The organism is Tistrella sp. (genome assembly GCF_002684955.1).
In the GTDB taxonomy this organism is placed as follows: Bacteria; Pseudomonadota; Alphaproteobacteria; order Tistrellales; family Tistrellaceae; genus Tistrella; species Tistrella mobilis.
Genome location: NZ_NYWI01000061.1, coordinates 1 through 13,102 on the forward strand (window position 1 = coordinate 1; position 13,102 = coordinate 13,102).

Genomic DNA, 13,102 nt, shown 5'->3' on the forward strand with positions numbered 1-13,102 from the left:
AAACAGACTCCCTCTCCCGCACGCCCCCGTGCGGGAGCAAGCCGCCATTGCGGCGGCGGCCAAGGGCGCGGCAGCGCCCGCCCGGCGAGGGCCAAACAGACTCCCTCTCCCGCACGCCCCCGTGCGGGAGCAAGCCGCCATTGCGGCGGCGGCCAAGGGCGCGGCAGCGCCCGCCCGGCGAGGGGCAAAAACCGACTCCCTCTCCCTCCTCCCCCTACGTATACAGCAACCGCCCCGGCCGCATGCTGTCGGCCAGCGCCCGGGCGACGGTGTCTTCTTCACCCGGATGGAGGCCGGCGATGCCGACGCGCACGCCGGGGCCGCTGCGCAGGCGGAAGATTTCTCCGGCCTGGATGGACCAGCCGCGGGCGAGCATGCCCTGGACGACCTCGGCCTCGCGCTGGACCGGCACCCAGACATGCAGGCCCGAGCGGCCGAGGGCGATGACGCCGTGATCGGCCAGCCGTGCGGCCAGGGCCTCGCGCCGGGCGCCGTAGGAACGGGCGGCCCGTTCGATCACCTGGTCGGTACCGGGGGCCGTCCACAGCCTGAGCACCAGGCGCTGGATGATATGGCTGACCCAGCGCGGGCCCAGCGCCTGCTGGTCCTGCATGCGGGCGATGGTCATCGGGTCGCCGGCGACGATGGCAAGGCGCAGATCCGGGCCCAGGAATTTCGACACCGAGCGGATCACCGTCCAGGGGCGGGCGGCCATGCGGGCGGGGGCGAGGGTCTGGGCCGGCACGCCCGAGACGGCGCTCGCGTGATCATCCTCGATCACCAGCACCTCGGGATGGCGGTCGAGCAGGGCGCGCAGCCGGGCGGCCCGTTCGGCGCCGAGACAGGCGCCGGTCGGGTTCTGGGCGCGGGGGGTGGTTACCACCGCGCGCACCCCGGCGGCGAGGGCGGCATCCAGCGCTTCGGGCAGCACGCCGTCTTCGTCCAGGGCCATCGGCACGGGCCTGAGGCCCAGGGAACGCACCAGCAGCAGGGCCGAGACATAGCCCGGATCCTCGATCGCGATCGGGTCTCCCGGCCGCAGATGGGCGCGCAATGCCCGTTCCAGCCCGTCCATGGCGCCCGATACGATGGCGATGCGGCCGGCCTGCAGACCATCGGCGCGGAACACCCGCAGGGCATGGGCGACCAGTTCGGGATCGTCCTCCACCATCTCGTAGCCACCGGGCGGCAGGTCGAGCCGGGCGAGGAAAGGGGCGAGATCGGGCAGCAGCGACGCATCGACATTGCCCGAGGCGAGGTCGCGGACATCGGCCGGTATCTCGCTGCGGTAAATCTCGACCGAGGGCGGCGCGGCCACGCGGGACCCCTGGCGGCCGTTTCCGGTGACGAGACCGGCTTCACGCAGACGGGCGTAGGCGGCGGTCACGGTGTTGCGATTGACGCCCAGCCGTTCGGCCACGTCGCGCACCGAGGGCAGCTGCTCGCCGGGGGAGACCTGGCCGCTGCGGATCGCCCGCTCGACGCTGGCGGCGATCTCTGCCGCCGATCTGCCGGTGACGAAATGCATCGGGTGAGGGACTCCGGTGAGTGGGGCATGGGTCCGGATCGGACCGAGTGTCTCGGACATTTATGGCGTCATCCGCTTTCGGGGGCAATCGGCGAGCCGGTCCGGCCCCCGCGACAGAGAGCACGGGAGAGGGCCGGCAGGTGTGGCGTGTCGCGGCAGGCGGAACCAGGCTGCCCGGGTCGTGCATTTCGGGCGAACGTCGTGGTTGCAGTGCGGCGAGGAAGAGGCTAGATATATCGGCACATGCCAAATGAGATATTGGCATGTGTCATTAATCGGAGGCAACGATGCTGAAGACCGCCGTCGCCATTCGCCACCTCGCCTTCGAGGATCTGGGCTGCTTCGGGCCGGTCCTGGAACGCGCCGGCTACAAGGTCCACTACTACGATGCCGGTGTGGACGAGCTCTGGACCCTGGATCCCCTGACCACCGGGCTGATCGTGGTGCTCGGCGGGCCGATCGGTGCCTATGAGGAGGAGAAATATCCGTTCCTCACCGAAGAGCTGCAGCTGATCGAGCGGCGCCTGGCCAGCGGCAAGCCGATCTTCGGCGTTTGCCTGGGGGCGCAGCTGATGGCGCGGGTGCTGGGGGCGAAGGTCTATCCGGGCCCGGCCAAGGAAATCGGCTTTTCGGAGCTGACGCTGACCGAAGCCGGCCGCCGGTCCTGCCTGAACGTGTTCGAAGGCGGGCCGGTGCTGCACTGGCACGGGGATCGCTTCGACCTGCCCGAGGGGGCGGAGGCGCTCGCCTCCACGGAAATCTGCCCGGTGCAGGCCTTCTCTTACGGCGCCAACGCCTTCGGCGCCCAGTTCCACCCGGAAGCGGGCGGCGAGGGCTTCGAGCGCTGGCTGATCGGCCACACCATCGAGCTTGGCGCTGCCGGCGTCGACGTGCCGCGGCTGCGCGCCGATAACGAGCACTGGGGCCCGATCCTGAAGCCGCGCGCCGAAGCCTGCCTCGAGACCTGGCTGCGCAATCTCGACGGGTAGTCTGTTAGCCCCTCGCCGGGCGGGCGAGTCGGTTAGCCCCTCGCCGGGCGGCCACTACCGTGGCCTTGGCCGCCGCCTCAATGGCGGCTTGCTCCCGCACGGGGCCGTGCGGGAGCGGGAGTCTGTTAGTCCCTCGCCGGGCGGGCGCTGCCACGCCCTTGGCCGCCGCCGCAATGGCGGCTTGCACCAGCCACTCCGGGTGGCTGGTGCGGGGCGCGTTGACTGACTGTGCCTTCTTCATGTTTCCGTCCCTTCCCCCCACCGCTGCCTTCGGAAATCGCCACCATGCTGAAGACTGCGCCTGTTTCCGTCCCCGATCGCGATGCGCCGCTTGCCGCGATCGATCCCGATCTCGCCCGCGCCATCCGTGCCGAGGAACGCCGTCAGCAGAGCCAGATCGAGCTGATCGCCTCGGAAAACCTGGTCAGCCGCGCGGTTCGCGAGGCCCAGGGGTCGGTGCTGACCAACAAATATGCCGAGGGCTATCCCGGCCGGCGCTATTACGGCGGCTGCGATCCGGTCGACCGTGCCGAGACGCTGGCGATCGATCGGGTTCGCCGGCTGTTCGGCGCCGCCTATGCCAATGTCCAGCCGCATTCCGGCGCCAATGCCAATCTGGCGGTGCTGTTTGCCCTGCTGGAGCCGGGCGATACGGTGATGGGGCTGGATCTCGCCTGCGGCGGGCATCTGACCCATGGCTCGCCGGTCAGCCTGTCCGGGCGCTGGTTCAAGGCGGTCACCTACAAGGTGCGCGCCGATGACGAGACCATCGACTGGGACCAGATGGCGGCGGAAGCCCGGCGGACCCGGCCGCGGCTGATCTTCGTGGGCGGCTCGGCCTATCCCCGGACGATCGATTTCGCCCGTGCCCGCGCGATCGCCGACGAGGTCGGCGCCTGGCTGATGGCCGATATCGCCCATTATGCCGGGCTGATCGCCTGCGGCCTCTATCCCGATCCGGTGCCGCATGCCCATGTGGTGACCTCCACCACCCACAAGACCCTGCGTGGCCCGCGCGGCGGTATCATCCTGACCAACGACCCGGATATCGCGCGGCGCATCGACAAGGCGGTGTTCCCCGGCGTCCAGGGCGGGCCGCTGATGCATGTCATCGCCGCCAAGGCCGTCGCCTTCCACGAGGCCCTGCAGCCGGATTATCGCGCCTATATCCACGACGTCGTCGGCAATGCCGCAGCGCTTGCCCGCACGCTGGATGCAGGCGGCCTGCGGCTGGTGACCGGCGGCACCGATTGCCATCTGGTGCTGGTCGATCTCAGGCCCTTCGCGCTGACCGGTAAAGCCGCGGTCGAGGCGATGGAAGAAGTGGGGCTGACCGCCAACAAGAACGCCGTGCCCTTCGACACCGCCACGCCCATGGTGACCTCGGGCATTCGTCTGGGCAGCCCGGCCTGCACCACCCGCGGCTTCGGGCCGGCCGAGTTCGAAACCGTCGGCCGGCTGATCCTGCAGGTTCTGGGGGCGCTGCGCGACAATGGCGGGCTGGATGCCGCGACCGCAGCCGCGGTCCGCGCCGAAGTCGACGCCCTCTGCGCCCGTTTCCCGCTGCCGGCGGCCTGATACCGTCTGTTCAGGACCCGTCTGTCGTCCACTCCCACGTTGCGGGGGATCGAGCCTCACCCGTGACGCCACTGGAGCCGCCCGGCGACAACCGGGCGGCTTTTTTCATGACAGTTATGTGAAATCGCAACCATGACGTGTTGCACTAAGCCAGATCACCTGACCTATGCAGCTGAGTTGAAAAGAAAACGATCCCAATCAGACATGAAAATTTCTCAGGATTCTTTCACTAATGGTTGTGTTTGGGCTGGACAGAGTAAAGGCAGATCGCTAGTTTATGGCACAGGCCGTTACAAATAATGACATAGGCCAAAAAAAGAGACGCGGGCCGCCATGGACCTGCGCCAGCACCAAGGAGAGCGGCCCGCCGCGCGACCCCGCCGGACGAGACGCCGTCGTTCGAAGATCGACCGAGAGAGATGGATGCCGCCACCCGCTTTGAGCCACGGGTGCGCGGACCAGTGACCCTGTCCCTTCGCACATGTTTTCGGAGAGCCCTGTCATGACGACGATGAGCGCCCCCGCCATCGCCACCGGCGGCACTGACGCCGCGCATCAGCACGAACAGTCGGAAGTCAAGGCGCTGCTGCAGCGCATCGGCGACGGCTGGATCAAGCGCGCCAAGGTGCGCCGCGATGCGGTCGATCTTGCCTTCGATCCGGCCCGGCCGGATTTCCTGGAAGAGCTGCTGCCCTTCCACGCCCACCCGCTCTACCAGCGGCTGGCGCCCGAGCTGAAGTCGAAGATCCTGTCTGCCGGCTGGATCATCTATAACGAGAAGACCGTCGCCATCGAAAGCGCGATCGTCTCGCCCTCGTGCTACGACGCGCTGGACGGCCGCATCCCCGGTCTGACCGACGAAACCAGCCGCCAGATCGTCTGCGAAACCCTGGTCGACGAGGCCTATCACCTGCTGCTGGTGGCCAATGCCAACCGGCTGACCCGCACCCGGCGCGGGCTCGAGGATCTGAAGATCCCGAGCTTCAACCTGGTCACGATGATGAACCGCGAGAAGTCTCTGCAGTCGGAAGACTGGCAGAAGATCCTGGTGCATCTTGCGACCTCGGTCGTGTCCGAGATCTTCGTCAGCGACTATCTGCATCAGCTGTCGGATTGCGCCGAGATTCAGCCGATGAACATGGCGACCGTGGCCGCCCATCGGCATGACGAGCTGGCGCATTCGAAGATCTTCACCCTGATGACCAAGACCTTCTACCCGGCACTGAGCCCGCGGGAGCAGGCCTTCTTCGCCAGCGTGCTGCCCAAGCCGATCGAATGGTTCGCCGATCTCGAACTCGACATCTGGTCGTCGGTGCTGGAGCAGCTGCGCGTGCCGGGTGCCGCCACCATCATCGCCGACTGCCGGCCGCTGAATGCCGCGGCTCGCGAGCGGCTGGACTATACCGGCATCGTCGGCCTGTCGCACGAGGTGGGCATTCTCTCGACCGATGCCGGCCGCAACAGCTTTGCGGCCCAGGGCATCGCGATTTGACGTCGGGTGCTGCCCATCCCCTCCGACACAATTCGGGAATTTCTTCCGTGCCCATGACCGCCAAGATCGAGGCCGAAGCCGGCGCCACCGCCGGCAAGGCCTGGAAGTGCCTGCTCTGCACCTATGTCTACGACGAGGCGACCGGCTCGCCGGCCCATGGCATTCCGCCCGGCACCCGCCTCGAAGACCTGGATGAGGACTGGTCCTGCCCCGATTGCGGGGCGGGTCGCGAGGATTTCGAGCCGCTCGACGCCTGAGGCGCACCGGTTCGCGATCCCGCTGCCGCCGGCCGGGGGGCTGCGTACCCCCGCACGCAGCCCCCGGCCGGCCTTTCCGTTTCCCCCCCGGGAGCAGGACGATGACCTGGACATTCGACATCGCCATCGCAGGCGCCGGCCATGCCGGGGCCCAGCTCGCCATCAGCCTCCGCCAGGGCGGTTTCGCCGGCACGATCGGTCTGATCAGCGCTGAGCACGAAGCCCCTTACGACCGGCCGTCGCTGACCAAGGATTACCTGACCGGTGCCGCCCTTGCCGCCGACATCCGGCTACGGCCCGACGGCTTCTGGGCGGAGCGCAACATCACCCGCGTGCCCGGCACCCGGATCACCGATCTGGACCCGGCCGGCCATCGGCTGTTCACCGCCGATGGCCGGCGGATCGGCTATGGCCGGCTTGCCTGGGCGACGGGCGGGGCCGCCCGCCGGCTGACCTGCCCGGGGGCGGATCTCTCGGGCATCCACACCATCCGCAGCCTGGCCGATGCCGACCGGCTGCGTGCCGATCTGTCGGGCCGCCCGCGGGTGGTGGTGGTCGGCGCCGGCTATGTCGGCCTGGAAGCCGCCGCGGCGCTGGTCGGCCAGGGCCATCGGGTGACGGTGGTCGAAGCCGCCGACCGCGTTCTGGCCCGGGTGTCGGGTCGCAGCATCGCCGCCGCCATCGAGGCGCGCCACCGGGATGCCGGTGTCGAGATCCGCACCGGTGTGGGCGTCGAGGCGCTGACCGGTGATGCCGCCGGCCGGGTCGCCGGCGTGGTCCTGTCGGATGGCGACTGTCTGCCGGCGGATCTGGTGATCGTGGGTATCGGCCTGGTGCCCGAGGTCTCGGCGCTCGCCGCCGCCGGCGCCACCACCGGGGCCGAAGCAGCGGGCGGCGTGGCGGTCGACGGCCTCTGCCGGACCGGCCTGCCCGATGTCTGGGCGCTGGGTGACTGTGCGGCCCATGTCAATCGTTTCGCCGGTGGCCGCCGGGTGCGGCTCGAATGCGTGCAGAACGCGGTCGATCAGGCGCGCGTGGTGGCCGGCGCCATGCTCGGCGGCGACCAGCCCTACGATGCCGTGCCGCGCTTCTGGTCGTCGCAATACGACATCAAGCTGCAGACCATCGGCATCGTGCCGGGCCATGACACCGAAATCCTGCGCGGCCGGCCCGAGAGCGGCAGTTTCTCGGCCGTCTATCTCCGCGACGGCCGGGTGGTGGCGATCGACTGCGTCAACGCCCCGCTCGATTTCGCCCAGGGCCGCGGCCTGATCCAGGCCCAGGCGGACGCCCTGGCCCCGATCCTCGATCCGGCCGCGCTCGCCGACCCGGCGCGGCCGCTCAAGACGCTTCAGACCGGGACGGTGGCGGTTCCGGCCTGAAGCATCGGACGGCGCCCCCATTGGCTGCCCCCGTGGGGGCGCCGTTCGAGAGTTGGTTTTTAGCCCCTCGCCGGGCGGGCGCTGCCGCGCCCTTGGCCGCCGCCGCAATGGCGGCTGGGGGCGCTCATCGGCACGTACCGATCACGTTTCGAGAGTCTTGCGGTACTCGGCGACGGGGAGGCCGCCCACGCCCCAATCCTCCATCTCGACCTCGTCGATGACGACGAAGGTTACCGCAGGGTTCTTGTCCAGCACATCCGAGAGGAGCTTGGTCACGCCTTTGATGAGTTCGGCCTTCTGCGCAGCCGTCGCGCCCTCGCGCGTGATCTTTATGTTTACATACGGCATGTCTGCCACTCCTTATGACTGACGCTCGATGATCTGAAAGACTTTGGCGATGATCCGCCACTCACCCTCGGTGCGCACCAGGGTCAGGAAATCGACGAAATCGCGCGGACCGATCGAGCAGCGGACCCGGACGACGGCGGTGTTTTCGCCGGCGAGATCGATAGCGTCGATATGGTCGCGCCGCGGCTCGTTGCGTGAGGCGGGCGACTGGCGGGCAGCCACCACCGGTATGTACTCGTCCATGGTGCGGTAGAGCAGCGGCGTCTCGTCAGCGGTTGCATAGATCGCCTTCGGGTGAAAGACGCGCTGAAGCTTGTCGACGTCGCAGAAATAGAGCGCGTCGAAATAGTCCTGGATGACGTCGGCGATGTCGTTCAGGGCGCGGGTCATTCTGCCGCCTCGCCGGTGATCAGTCCTTCCTGGCGCATGGCCTCGCGAACGGAGGACCGCGCGGCGATGCGTGCCCTGTAGGCTGCGACGGCCGGCCAGCGGGCGAGATCGAGCCCGATGAAACCCGACCAGTTCAGGACGACGAACAGATAGGCATCGGCCACGGTGAAACGATCGCCGAGCATGTAGGTCCGGCCATCGCCGAGGCCGCGTTCCACGTCTGCGATGCGTCGTGCCAGACGCTGTTCAACCTGTTCCTTTTCCGCCGCCGTCAGGGGATATCCTCTGAAATAGGGGCTGAACGCCTTGTGCAGCTCCGAGGCGGTAAAGTTGAGCCATTCCTGCAGACGCGCACGTTCCAGAGTGCCCGCGGCAGGTGTGAGGGCCGTTTCGGGATATGTGTCGGCAAGAAACTGAAGGATCGCCGGGTTTTCGGTGAGAACGGCGCCGTTCTCCAGTTCAAGAGCCGGCACATAGCCCTTGGGATTGATGGCCCGATAGTCGTTCCCGGTCTCGGTCTGGCCGGTTTCGGTATCGACGCGAATGGTCTCAAAGGCCAGACCGATCTCGGTAAGCACGATCCGCGACGACAGCGAACACGCGCCGGGTTTGTAGTAGAGCCGCATGGAAACCTCCCTGGTTGCAGGCCCGATTGCAGGACCGACCCGACCCTATGGGGGCAGGTTACCCTTGCCAAGCAGGTTTCCATTGGTTACTTAATATCCCGGTTTCCCCGCAGTAACCTGGTCATGCAGATGAGCCTGAAACTCCGCAAGAACCGAAGTGCGCGCCCGCCAGTGACCTGCGCCCTGACTGAATGCATGGCGGTCATTGCCGGGGCCTGGGCACCGAACGTGATCTGGCACCTGCGTGCAGGCCCGCGGCGTTTCAATGAATTGCGCCTCGATATTCCGCCGATTTCGGCGAAAGTGTTGTCGCAGCGGCTTCGGGAACTGGAAGGCCGCGGCGTGATCACGCGCACCATTCAGCCAACGACACCGCCTTCGGTGGAATACAGCCTCACACCGCTCGGCACCGAACTGCTGCCGGCCCTGGATGCCATCGTCGAGGTCGGTCACAAGCTGAAGGCCAGGGACCGGATGGATGACCACCCGCAGGGATGAGGCCGGTCAGGCGAAACGCCGTGCGGCGGCGACGCAGCCGATCACCAGGATCATGACGGCCAGAAGAGACCAGCCGATCGGCTCGCCGAGGATTGCCGCGGCCAGGGCCAGCCCGAGAAAGGGCTGAAGGAATTGCAGCTGCCCGACGCTGGCGATGCCGCCCTGGGCGAGGCCGCGATACCAGAAGATGAACCCGATCAGCATGCTGAACAGGCCGACATAAAACAGCGCCAGAACCGCCGGAGGGGCGACCGTCGTCGGATCTTCCGGCCAGGCGTAGAGTGCGAGAGGCAGCATCACCGGCAGCGTCATCAGAAGGGCCCAGCTGATGACCTGCCAGCCGCCGAGCCGCCGCGAGAGGCGGCCGCCTTCCGCATAGCCGAGCCCGCAGAGGACGATGGCCGCGAGCATCATGAGATCCCCCGGCAGCGTGCCGGCGACGCGCCCGGTCGATGCGGCGAAGGCCATGACCAGCAGGCTGGCGGCAAGCGAGAACAGCCAGAAGGGCGGGCGTGGCCTCTCGCCCGCGCGCAGCACCGCGAAAAGCGCCGTCATCACCGGCAAGAGGGCGATATAGAGCAGGCCGCGTGCCGCGGTGATGTGTTCGAGCGCCAGGGCGGTCAGCAGCGGAAAACCGATGACGACGCCGGCCGCGACCAGGACCAGACCAGGGATTTCCCCCCTCTGCGGCCGCGTCTGTTTCAGCAGGACAAGTGCGACGGCGCCCGCCATGGCGGCGATCGTGGCGCGTGCATAGGTCAGGAACAGCGGATCGAACCCCTGAAGCGCGAGCCGTGTGGCGGGGAGCGAGCCGCTGAAGATGACCACGCCGACCAGACCGTTGAGCCAGGCGGTTGGACGTGCCGGCATCATCCGACGGCCGTGGCGGAACGCTGCGCCTCGTAGGCCTGCATATTCGCAAGGCTGAGGCGGAGCAGCGGCGCCGGCACGCCGGCTGTCCTGGCGCGTGCGAGCATGTCGCCGATCACGTGCTCGTGCTCCGTCCGGCCGTTGCGCGCCATGTCGCGGAACATCGACGCCGTGCCCTGCGAACCGCGCTCGGTCAGGGACGAGATCATCTGCGTCATGGCCTCTTCGCGCGGGCGGTAACCGCCGGCGGCTGCCGTCGCCAGGCACTCGTCCAGCATCTCGCGCATGATCGCCTCGCCCTCCTGCGCGGCCATGATGGCGCCGATCGGCGCGCGCATCAGGGTCGTCATGCCGGCATAGGTGGCGAGGAAGGTGAACTTCTCCCACATTTCCTGCGTGATGGCGGGGCTCAGCACCGGCTCGAAGCCGCCGGGCCTTACCGCCGTGAACAGCCGCTCCGCCGCATCCGCCTGATCGGGCGTCCTGGCGCCGAAGACGAAGCGCTGTAGCGTGTTGAGATGCAGGATCTCGCCGGCCGGGTTCACCGTCGCACCAATGTGGCACAGCCCGCCCAGCACGTGTTTCCGGCCGAAGCGGGCATCGAGCACATCAAGTTGACGGACACCGTTCAGAAGCGGCAGGATCAGGGTCGAGGGGCCGATGGCCGGCGCCACCGCCTCCATCGCCTCGGTCAGATCATAGGCCTTGCAGGCCAGCAGCACCGCATCGACCGGCTCCGTCGCCGCCGTCATCGTTTTGACGGGCATGCGCAGGTCGCCCAGCGGGCTTTTGATCACCAGCCCGTTCCGCGCCAGAACCTCCGCGCGCGACGGCCTGACCAGGAACTGAACGTCGACCCCGGACGAGGCCAGCCGGCCGCCGAAATAGCCGCCGATTCCGCCGGCTCCAAGGATGAGGATACGCATGCCGGAGTCTCCTGTGCCACCAACAACGATGCCTGTAGATCCCACCTGAGCGGGGCCTGCTCTAGCCTGAAATACTCTTCAGGTAATCGACGATGTCCGCCCTGTCGGCCTCGGATGGTATTCCGGAGAACGGCATCCTGTTGCCCGGGATAAAGCCTTGAGGGGACTGGATGAATTTGCGGATCGTCTCGTCGGTCCAGACGATTCCGCTCTGGCTCATCGCCCGGCTGTACCGGAAATCGGTCAGGCTTCCGGCAGGTCGCCCGATGATGCCCTTCAGGCTCGGGGCCCGCCGGCTGCTGGCGGGGCCCGTCTCATGACAGGCGGCGCATGCGGCGAAGAGCGTCTGCCCCCGTTCCGGATCGGCCCTGGCGGGGGCAGTGGCGGCCAGAACCGACACCAGACCCAGGACGACCTGGCCGATCCTCTTCATCCGAGCCGCCTCGGATCAGACAGATATGACAGAAGATCCCCGGCCAGTCTCAGGCCGAGCGCGCCCACGGGCCCGGTCGGGTTGTAGCCCGAATTCTGCGGGAACACGCTCGCCCCCGAGATGAACAGGTTCTCCACATCCCAGCTCTGGAGATGAGGCGAGACGACGGAAGAGTTGGGATCGGCACCCATGATCGTACCGCCGGTGTTGTGCGTCGACTGATACTGGCGGGTATCGTAGGGGCTCTTGCGGACATTCGGCTTGCTGATGATCTTCGCACCGGCTGCGGCGGCAATCTCTTCCATCCTGCCATTGGCGAACCGGCACATAAGGGCATCGTTTTCGTCGAAATCGAAGGTGATCCGCAGAAGCGGCCGGCCCCATTGATCTTTGTAATCCGGGTCCAGATCCATGTAATTCCGGGCATTGGCGTAGTTGGAGCCGTGCAGCGAAATGCTCATGGACCGCAGATACCAGTCGGCATTCGCCTTCTTCCACGCCGATCCCCAGCGGGGCGTGCCGGGCGGCAGGCGTCTCGTATCGATCGGGCGGCCGTTCGTCTGGGTTGCGGAGATGTAGCCGCCGCCATGGAACCCCAGGCCGGTGTGATCGAAATTGTCGTTGTTGAAGTCGTCGATGACGAAACCCAGCGCCCCGGCCCCCATGAAGGGGTTTATGTATCTGTCCGGGAAGAACATGTTCAGGCCGGACGTCACCTGATAACAATAATTCTTCCCGACCGTACCGGTGCGGGTGGCCGGATCATAGGGCGTGCCGATCTTCGACAGAAGAAGCAGGCGGACATTGCTCAGCGTGTAGCTGCACAGAACGAAGAGCGAGCCGGGCTGGATGAATTCCTGTCCCGTCGCCACGTCGACATAGCTCACGCTCTCAAGGCGCGTCCCATCGGCGGTCGTGTTGAGACGGATGACCTCCGCACCGGCGCGCAGCTCGAAATTCGGGCGGGACCGGACGAGCGGAAAGAGCAGAGAGGCCGGCGTGGCCTTCGCGTTCGCTTCGCAGGTGAAGCGTTCGCAATGGCCGCAATACTGGCATTGCCCCAGCTGCATCCCGTCCGGATTCCGGTATGGGCGGCTGGCATTGGCAGCCGGCAGCGGAAACGCCTCATAGCCCAGCTGCCCGGTCGCATCCTTGAAGATCTGCGAGGCCTCCGACATCTCCAGCGGGGGAAGCGGATAGTCCGTGGCGCGCCAGGGCTCGAAGGGATTGCCGCCCGCCTGCCTGACGCCCTTCAGATTGCCCGCCTTGCCGGCAATGCCGAAAAGCGCTTCGAATTCCTCGTAATAGGGCTGGAGATCGCGGTAGGTCAGCCCCCAATCCTGGATCGTCATCCCATCCGGAATGGATTTTGCGCCATAGCGCTCCGTCAGATGCTGTCTCAGGACATAATCGGATTCGGAAAAGCGCCAGGTCTGGCCGTTCCAGTGCTGCGCGGCCCCGCCCACGCCGAAGCCGGGCAGGAAGGACAGCAACTGCCGCATCGGCAGCGCCTCCTCGTCCGGGCTGTGTCGCAGGGTATAGGTCTCGACGTTTTCGCGGCGGGTCATGCCGCGATAGGTCGACCAGCGCAACTCGTCCCGCTGATGGGGCAGCTCTCCGACCGCCGACCCCGACCAGTCCGGGCCGCGCTCCAGGACGAGCACCTCTCGACCGGCCGGCACCAGCCTGCGGGCGACCAGACCCGCCGTCAGGCCGCCGCCGATCACCACGATCTCTTTTTCAGGCAGTCGCGTCGCCATTGCTGCCTCGCTGAAGCCATTTCGG

The 13,102-nt window shown here is 67.2% G+C and carries 14 protein-coding genes; 6 read left to right on the forward strand and 8 right to left on the reverse strand.

Annotated features, from left to right (window positions below; translation table 11 throughout):
• Nucleotides 1–214: 214 nt before the first annotated feature.
• Nucleotides 215–1,528 carry an aminotransferase class I/II-fold pyridoxal phosphate-dependent enzyme gene (locus CMO28_RS19180; protein ID WP_296715879.1) on the reverse strand — a complete coding sequence of 438 codons (1,314 nt, stop codon included), beginning with the start codon at nt 1,526–1,528 and terminating at the stop codon, nt 215–217.
• 287 nt (nt 1,529–1,815) lie between these two features.
• On the opposite strand from CMO28_RS19180, the gene CMO28_RS19185 reads away from it, so the two are divergent.
• The 5 genes from CMO28_RS19185 (at nt 1,816) to CMO28_RS19205 (ending at nt 7,226) form a co-directional block, all read left to right on the forward strand.
• Entirely contained in the window at nt 1,816–2,517 is a 702-nt protein-coding gene (locus CMO28_RS19185) for a glutamine amidotransferase (protein WP_296715880.1), read from the forward strand.
• 285 nt (nt 2,518–2,802) lie between these two features.
• Nucleotides 2,803–4,095, forward strand: coding sequence for a serine hydroxymethyltransferase (glyA, locus tag CMO28_RS19190; protein ID WP_296715881.1), 1,293 nt, complete (start codon nt 2,803–2,805; stop codon nt 4,093–4,095).
• 502 nt (nt 4,096–4,597) lie between these two features.
• Nucleotides 4,598–5,587 carry an AurF N-oxygenase family protein gene (locus CMO28_RS19195; RefSeq protein WP_296715882.1) on the forward strand — a complete coding sequence of 330 codons (990 nt, stop codon included), beginning with the start codon at nt 4,598–4,600 and terminating at the stop codon, nt 5,585–5,587.
• A 53-nt stretch (nt 5,588–5,640) separates the two neighbouring features.
• Complete coding sequence (locus CMO28_RS19200) at nt 5,641–5,844, forward strand: rubredoxin (RefSeq protein ID WP_062763623.1); 204 nt, start codon at nt 5,641–5,643, stop codon at nt 5,842–5,844.
• 101 nt (nt 5,845–5,945) lie between these two features.
• Nucleotides 5,946–7,226 (forward strand): NAD(P)/FAD-dependent oxidoreductase, encoded by a 1,281-nt coding sequence (locus tag CMO28_RS19205; RefSeq protein ID WP_296715883.1) that lies wholly within the window; start codon nt 5,946–5,948, stop codon nt 7,224–7,226.
• Nucleotides 7,227–7,367: 141 nt separating this feature from the next.
• On the opposite strand, the gene CMO28_RS19210 is transcribed toward CMO28_RS19205, so the two are convergent.
• From CMO28_RS19210 to gstA, 3 genes are read right to left on the reverse strand one after another with little or no spacing between them, the layout of a single operon-like run.
• The gene (locus CMO28_RS19210) at nt 7,368–7,574 is read right to left on the reverse strand and encodes a tautomerase family protein (protein WP_296715884.1); all 207 of its coding nucleotides are present in this window, start codon (nt 7,572–7,574) and stop codon (nt 7,368–7,370) included.
• A gap of 12 nt (nt 7,575–7,586) precedes the next feature.
• Entirely contained in the window at nt 7,587–7,964 is a 378-nt protein-coding gene (locus tag CMO28_RS19215; RefSeq protein WP_296715885.1) for a nuclear transport factor 2 family protein, read from the reverse strand.
• Nucleotides 7,961–8,590 (reverse strand): glutathione transferase GstA, encoded by a 630-nt coding sequence (gene gstA / locus CMO28_RS19220; protein WP_296715886.1) that lies wholly within the window; start codon nt 8,588–8,590, stop codon nt 7,961–7,963. The genes CMO28_RS19215 and gstA overlap by 4 nt, the downstream gene beginning before the upstream one ends.
• 123 nt (nt 8,591–8,713) lie before the next feature.
• Here gstA and CMO28_RS19225 point away from each other — a divergent pair, with 123 nt between their 5' ends.
• Nucleotides 8,714–9,088 (forward strand): winged helix-turn-helix transcriptional regulator, encoded by a 375-nt coding sequence (locus tag CMO28_RS19225; RefSeq protein WP_296715887.1) that lies wholly within the window; start codon nt 8,714–8,716, stop codon nt 9,086–9,088.
• Between the two features lie 6 nt (nt 9,089–9,094).
• Here the strand turns inward: CMO28_RS19225 and CMO28_RS19230 are convergent, their stop codons facing one another.
• The 4 genes from CMO28_RS19230 to CMO28_RS19245 form a co-directional block, all read right to left on the reverse strand.
• Nucleotides 9,095–9,958: a DMT family transporter gene (locus tag CMO28_RS19230; protein WP_322111384.1), complete on the reverse strand. Its 864-nt coding sequence runs from the start codon at nt 9,956–9,958 to the stop codon at nt 9,095–9,097.
• Nucleotides 9,958–10,884 (reverse strand): 2-dehydropantoate 2-reductase, encoded by a 927-nt coding sequence (gene panE, locus CMO28_RS19235; RefSeq protein ID WP_296715889.1) that lies wholly within the window; start codon nt 10,882–10,884, stop codon nt 9,958–9,960. Before panE ends, CMO28_RS19230 begins: the two co-directional genes overlap by 1 nt.
• Before the next feature lie 61 nt (nt 10,885–10,945).
• Nucleotides 10,946–11,317 (reverse strand): c-type cytochrome, encoded by a 372-nt coding sequence (locus tag CMO28_RS19240; RefSeq protein WP_296715890.1) that lies wholly within the window; start codon nt 11,315–11,317, stop codon nt 10,946–10,948.
• On the reverse strand, nt 11,314–13,077 hold the full coding sequence (locus CMO28_RS19245) for a GMC family oxidoreductase (protein ID WP_296715891.1): 1,764 nt from the start codon (nt 13,075–13,077) through the stop codon (nt 11,314–11,316). Before CMO28_RS19245 ends, CMO28_RS19240 begins: the two co-directional genes overlap by 4 nt.
• Nucleotides 13,078–13,102: the final 25 nt, after the last annotated feature.

Excerpts from the sequence above, each read along its gene's own strand:
- glyA (WP_296715881.1), top strand. The coding sequence starts at position 2,803 with ATGCTGAAGACTGCGCCTGTTTCCGTCCCCGATCGCGATGCGCCGCTT.
- CMO28_RS19215 (WP_296715885.1), bottom strand. The coding sequence starts at position 7,964 with ATGACCCGCGCCCTGAACGACATCGCCGACGTCATCCAGGACTATTTC.
- CMO28_RS19180 (WP_296715879.1), bottom strand. The coding sequence starts at position 1,528 with ATGCATTTCGTCACCGGCAGATCGGCGGCAGAGATCGCCGCCAGCGTC.
- panE (WP_296715889.1), bottom strand. The coding sequence starts at position 10,884 with ATGCGTATCCTCATCCTTGGAGCCGGCGGAATCGGCGGCTATTTCGGC.
- CMO28_RS19230 (WP_322111384.1), bottom strand. The coding sequence starts at position 9,958 with ATGCCGGCACGTCCAACCGCCTGGCTCAACGGTCTGGTCGGCGTGGTC.
- CMO28_RS19185 (WP_296715880.1), top strand. The coding sequence starts at position 1,816 with ATGCTGAAGACCGCCGTCGCCATTCGCCACCTCGCCTTCGAGGATCTG.
- CMO28_RS19225 (WP_296715887.1), top strand. The coding sequence starts at position 8,714 with ATGCAGATGAGCCTGAAACTCCGCAAGAACCGAAGTGCGCGCCCGCCA.
- CMO28_RS19195 (WP_296715882.1), top strand. The coding sequence starts at position 4,598 with ATGACGACGATGAGCGCCCCCGCCATCGCCACCGGCGGCACTGACGCC.
- gstA (WP_296715886.1), bottom strand. The coding sequence starts at position 8,590 with ATGCGGCTCTACTACAAACCCGGCGCGTGTTCGCTGTCGTCGCGGATC.
- CMO28_RS19245 (WP_296715891.1), bottom strand. The coding sequence starts at position 13,077 with ATGGCGACGCGACTGCCTGAAAAAGAGATCGTGGTGATCGGCGGCGGC.
- CMO28_RS19205 (WP_296715883.1), top strand. The coding sequence starts at position 5,946 with ATGACCTGGACATTCGACATCGCCATCGCAGGCGCCGGCCATGCCGGG.
- CMO28_RS19200 (WP_062763623.1), top strand. The coding sequence starts at position 5,641 with ATGACCGCCAAGATCGAGGCCGAAGCCGGCGCCACCGCCGGCAAGGCC.
- CMO28_RS19240 (WP_296715890.1), bottom strand. The coding sequence starts at position 11,317 with ATGAAGAGGATCGGCCAGGTCGTCCTGGGTCTGGTGTCGGTTCTGGCC.
- CMO28_RS19210 (WP_296715884.1), bottom strand. The coding sequence starts at position 7,574 with ATGCCGTATGTAAACATAAAGATCACGCGCGAGGGCGCGACGGCTGCG.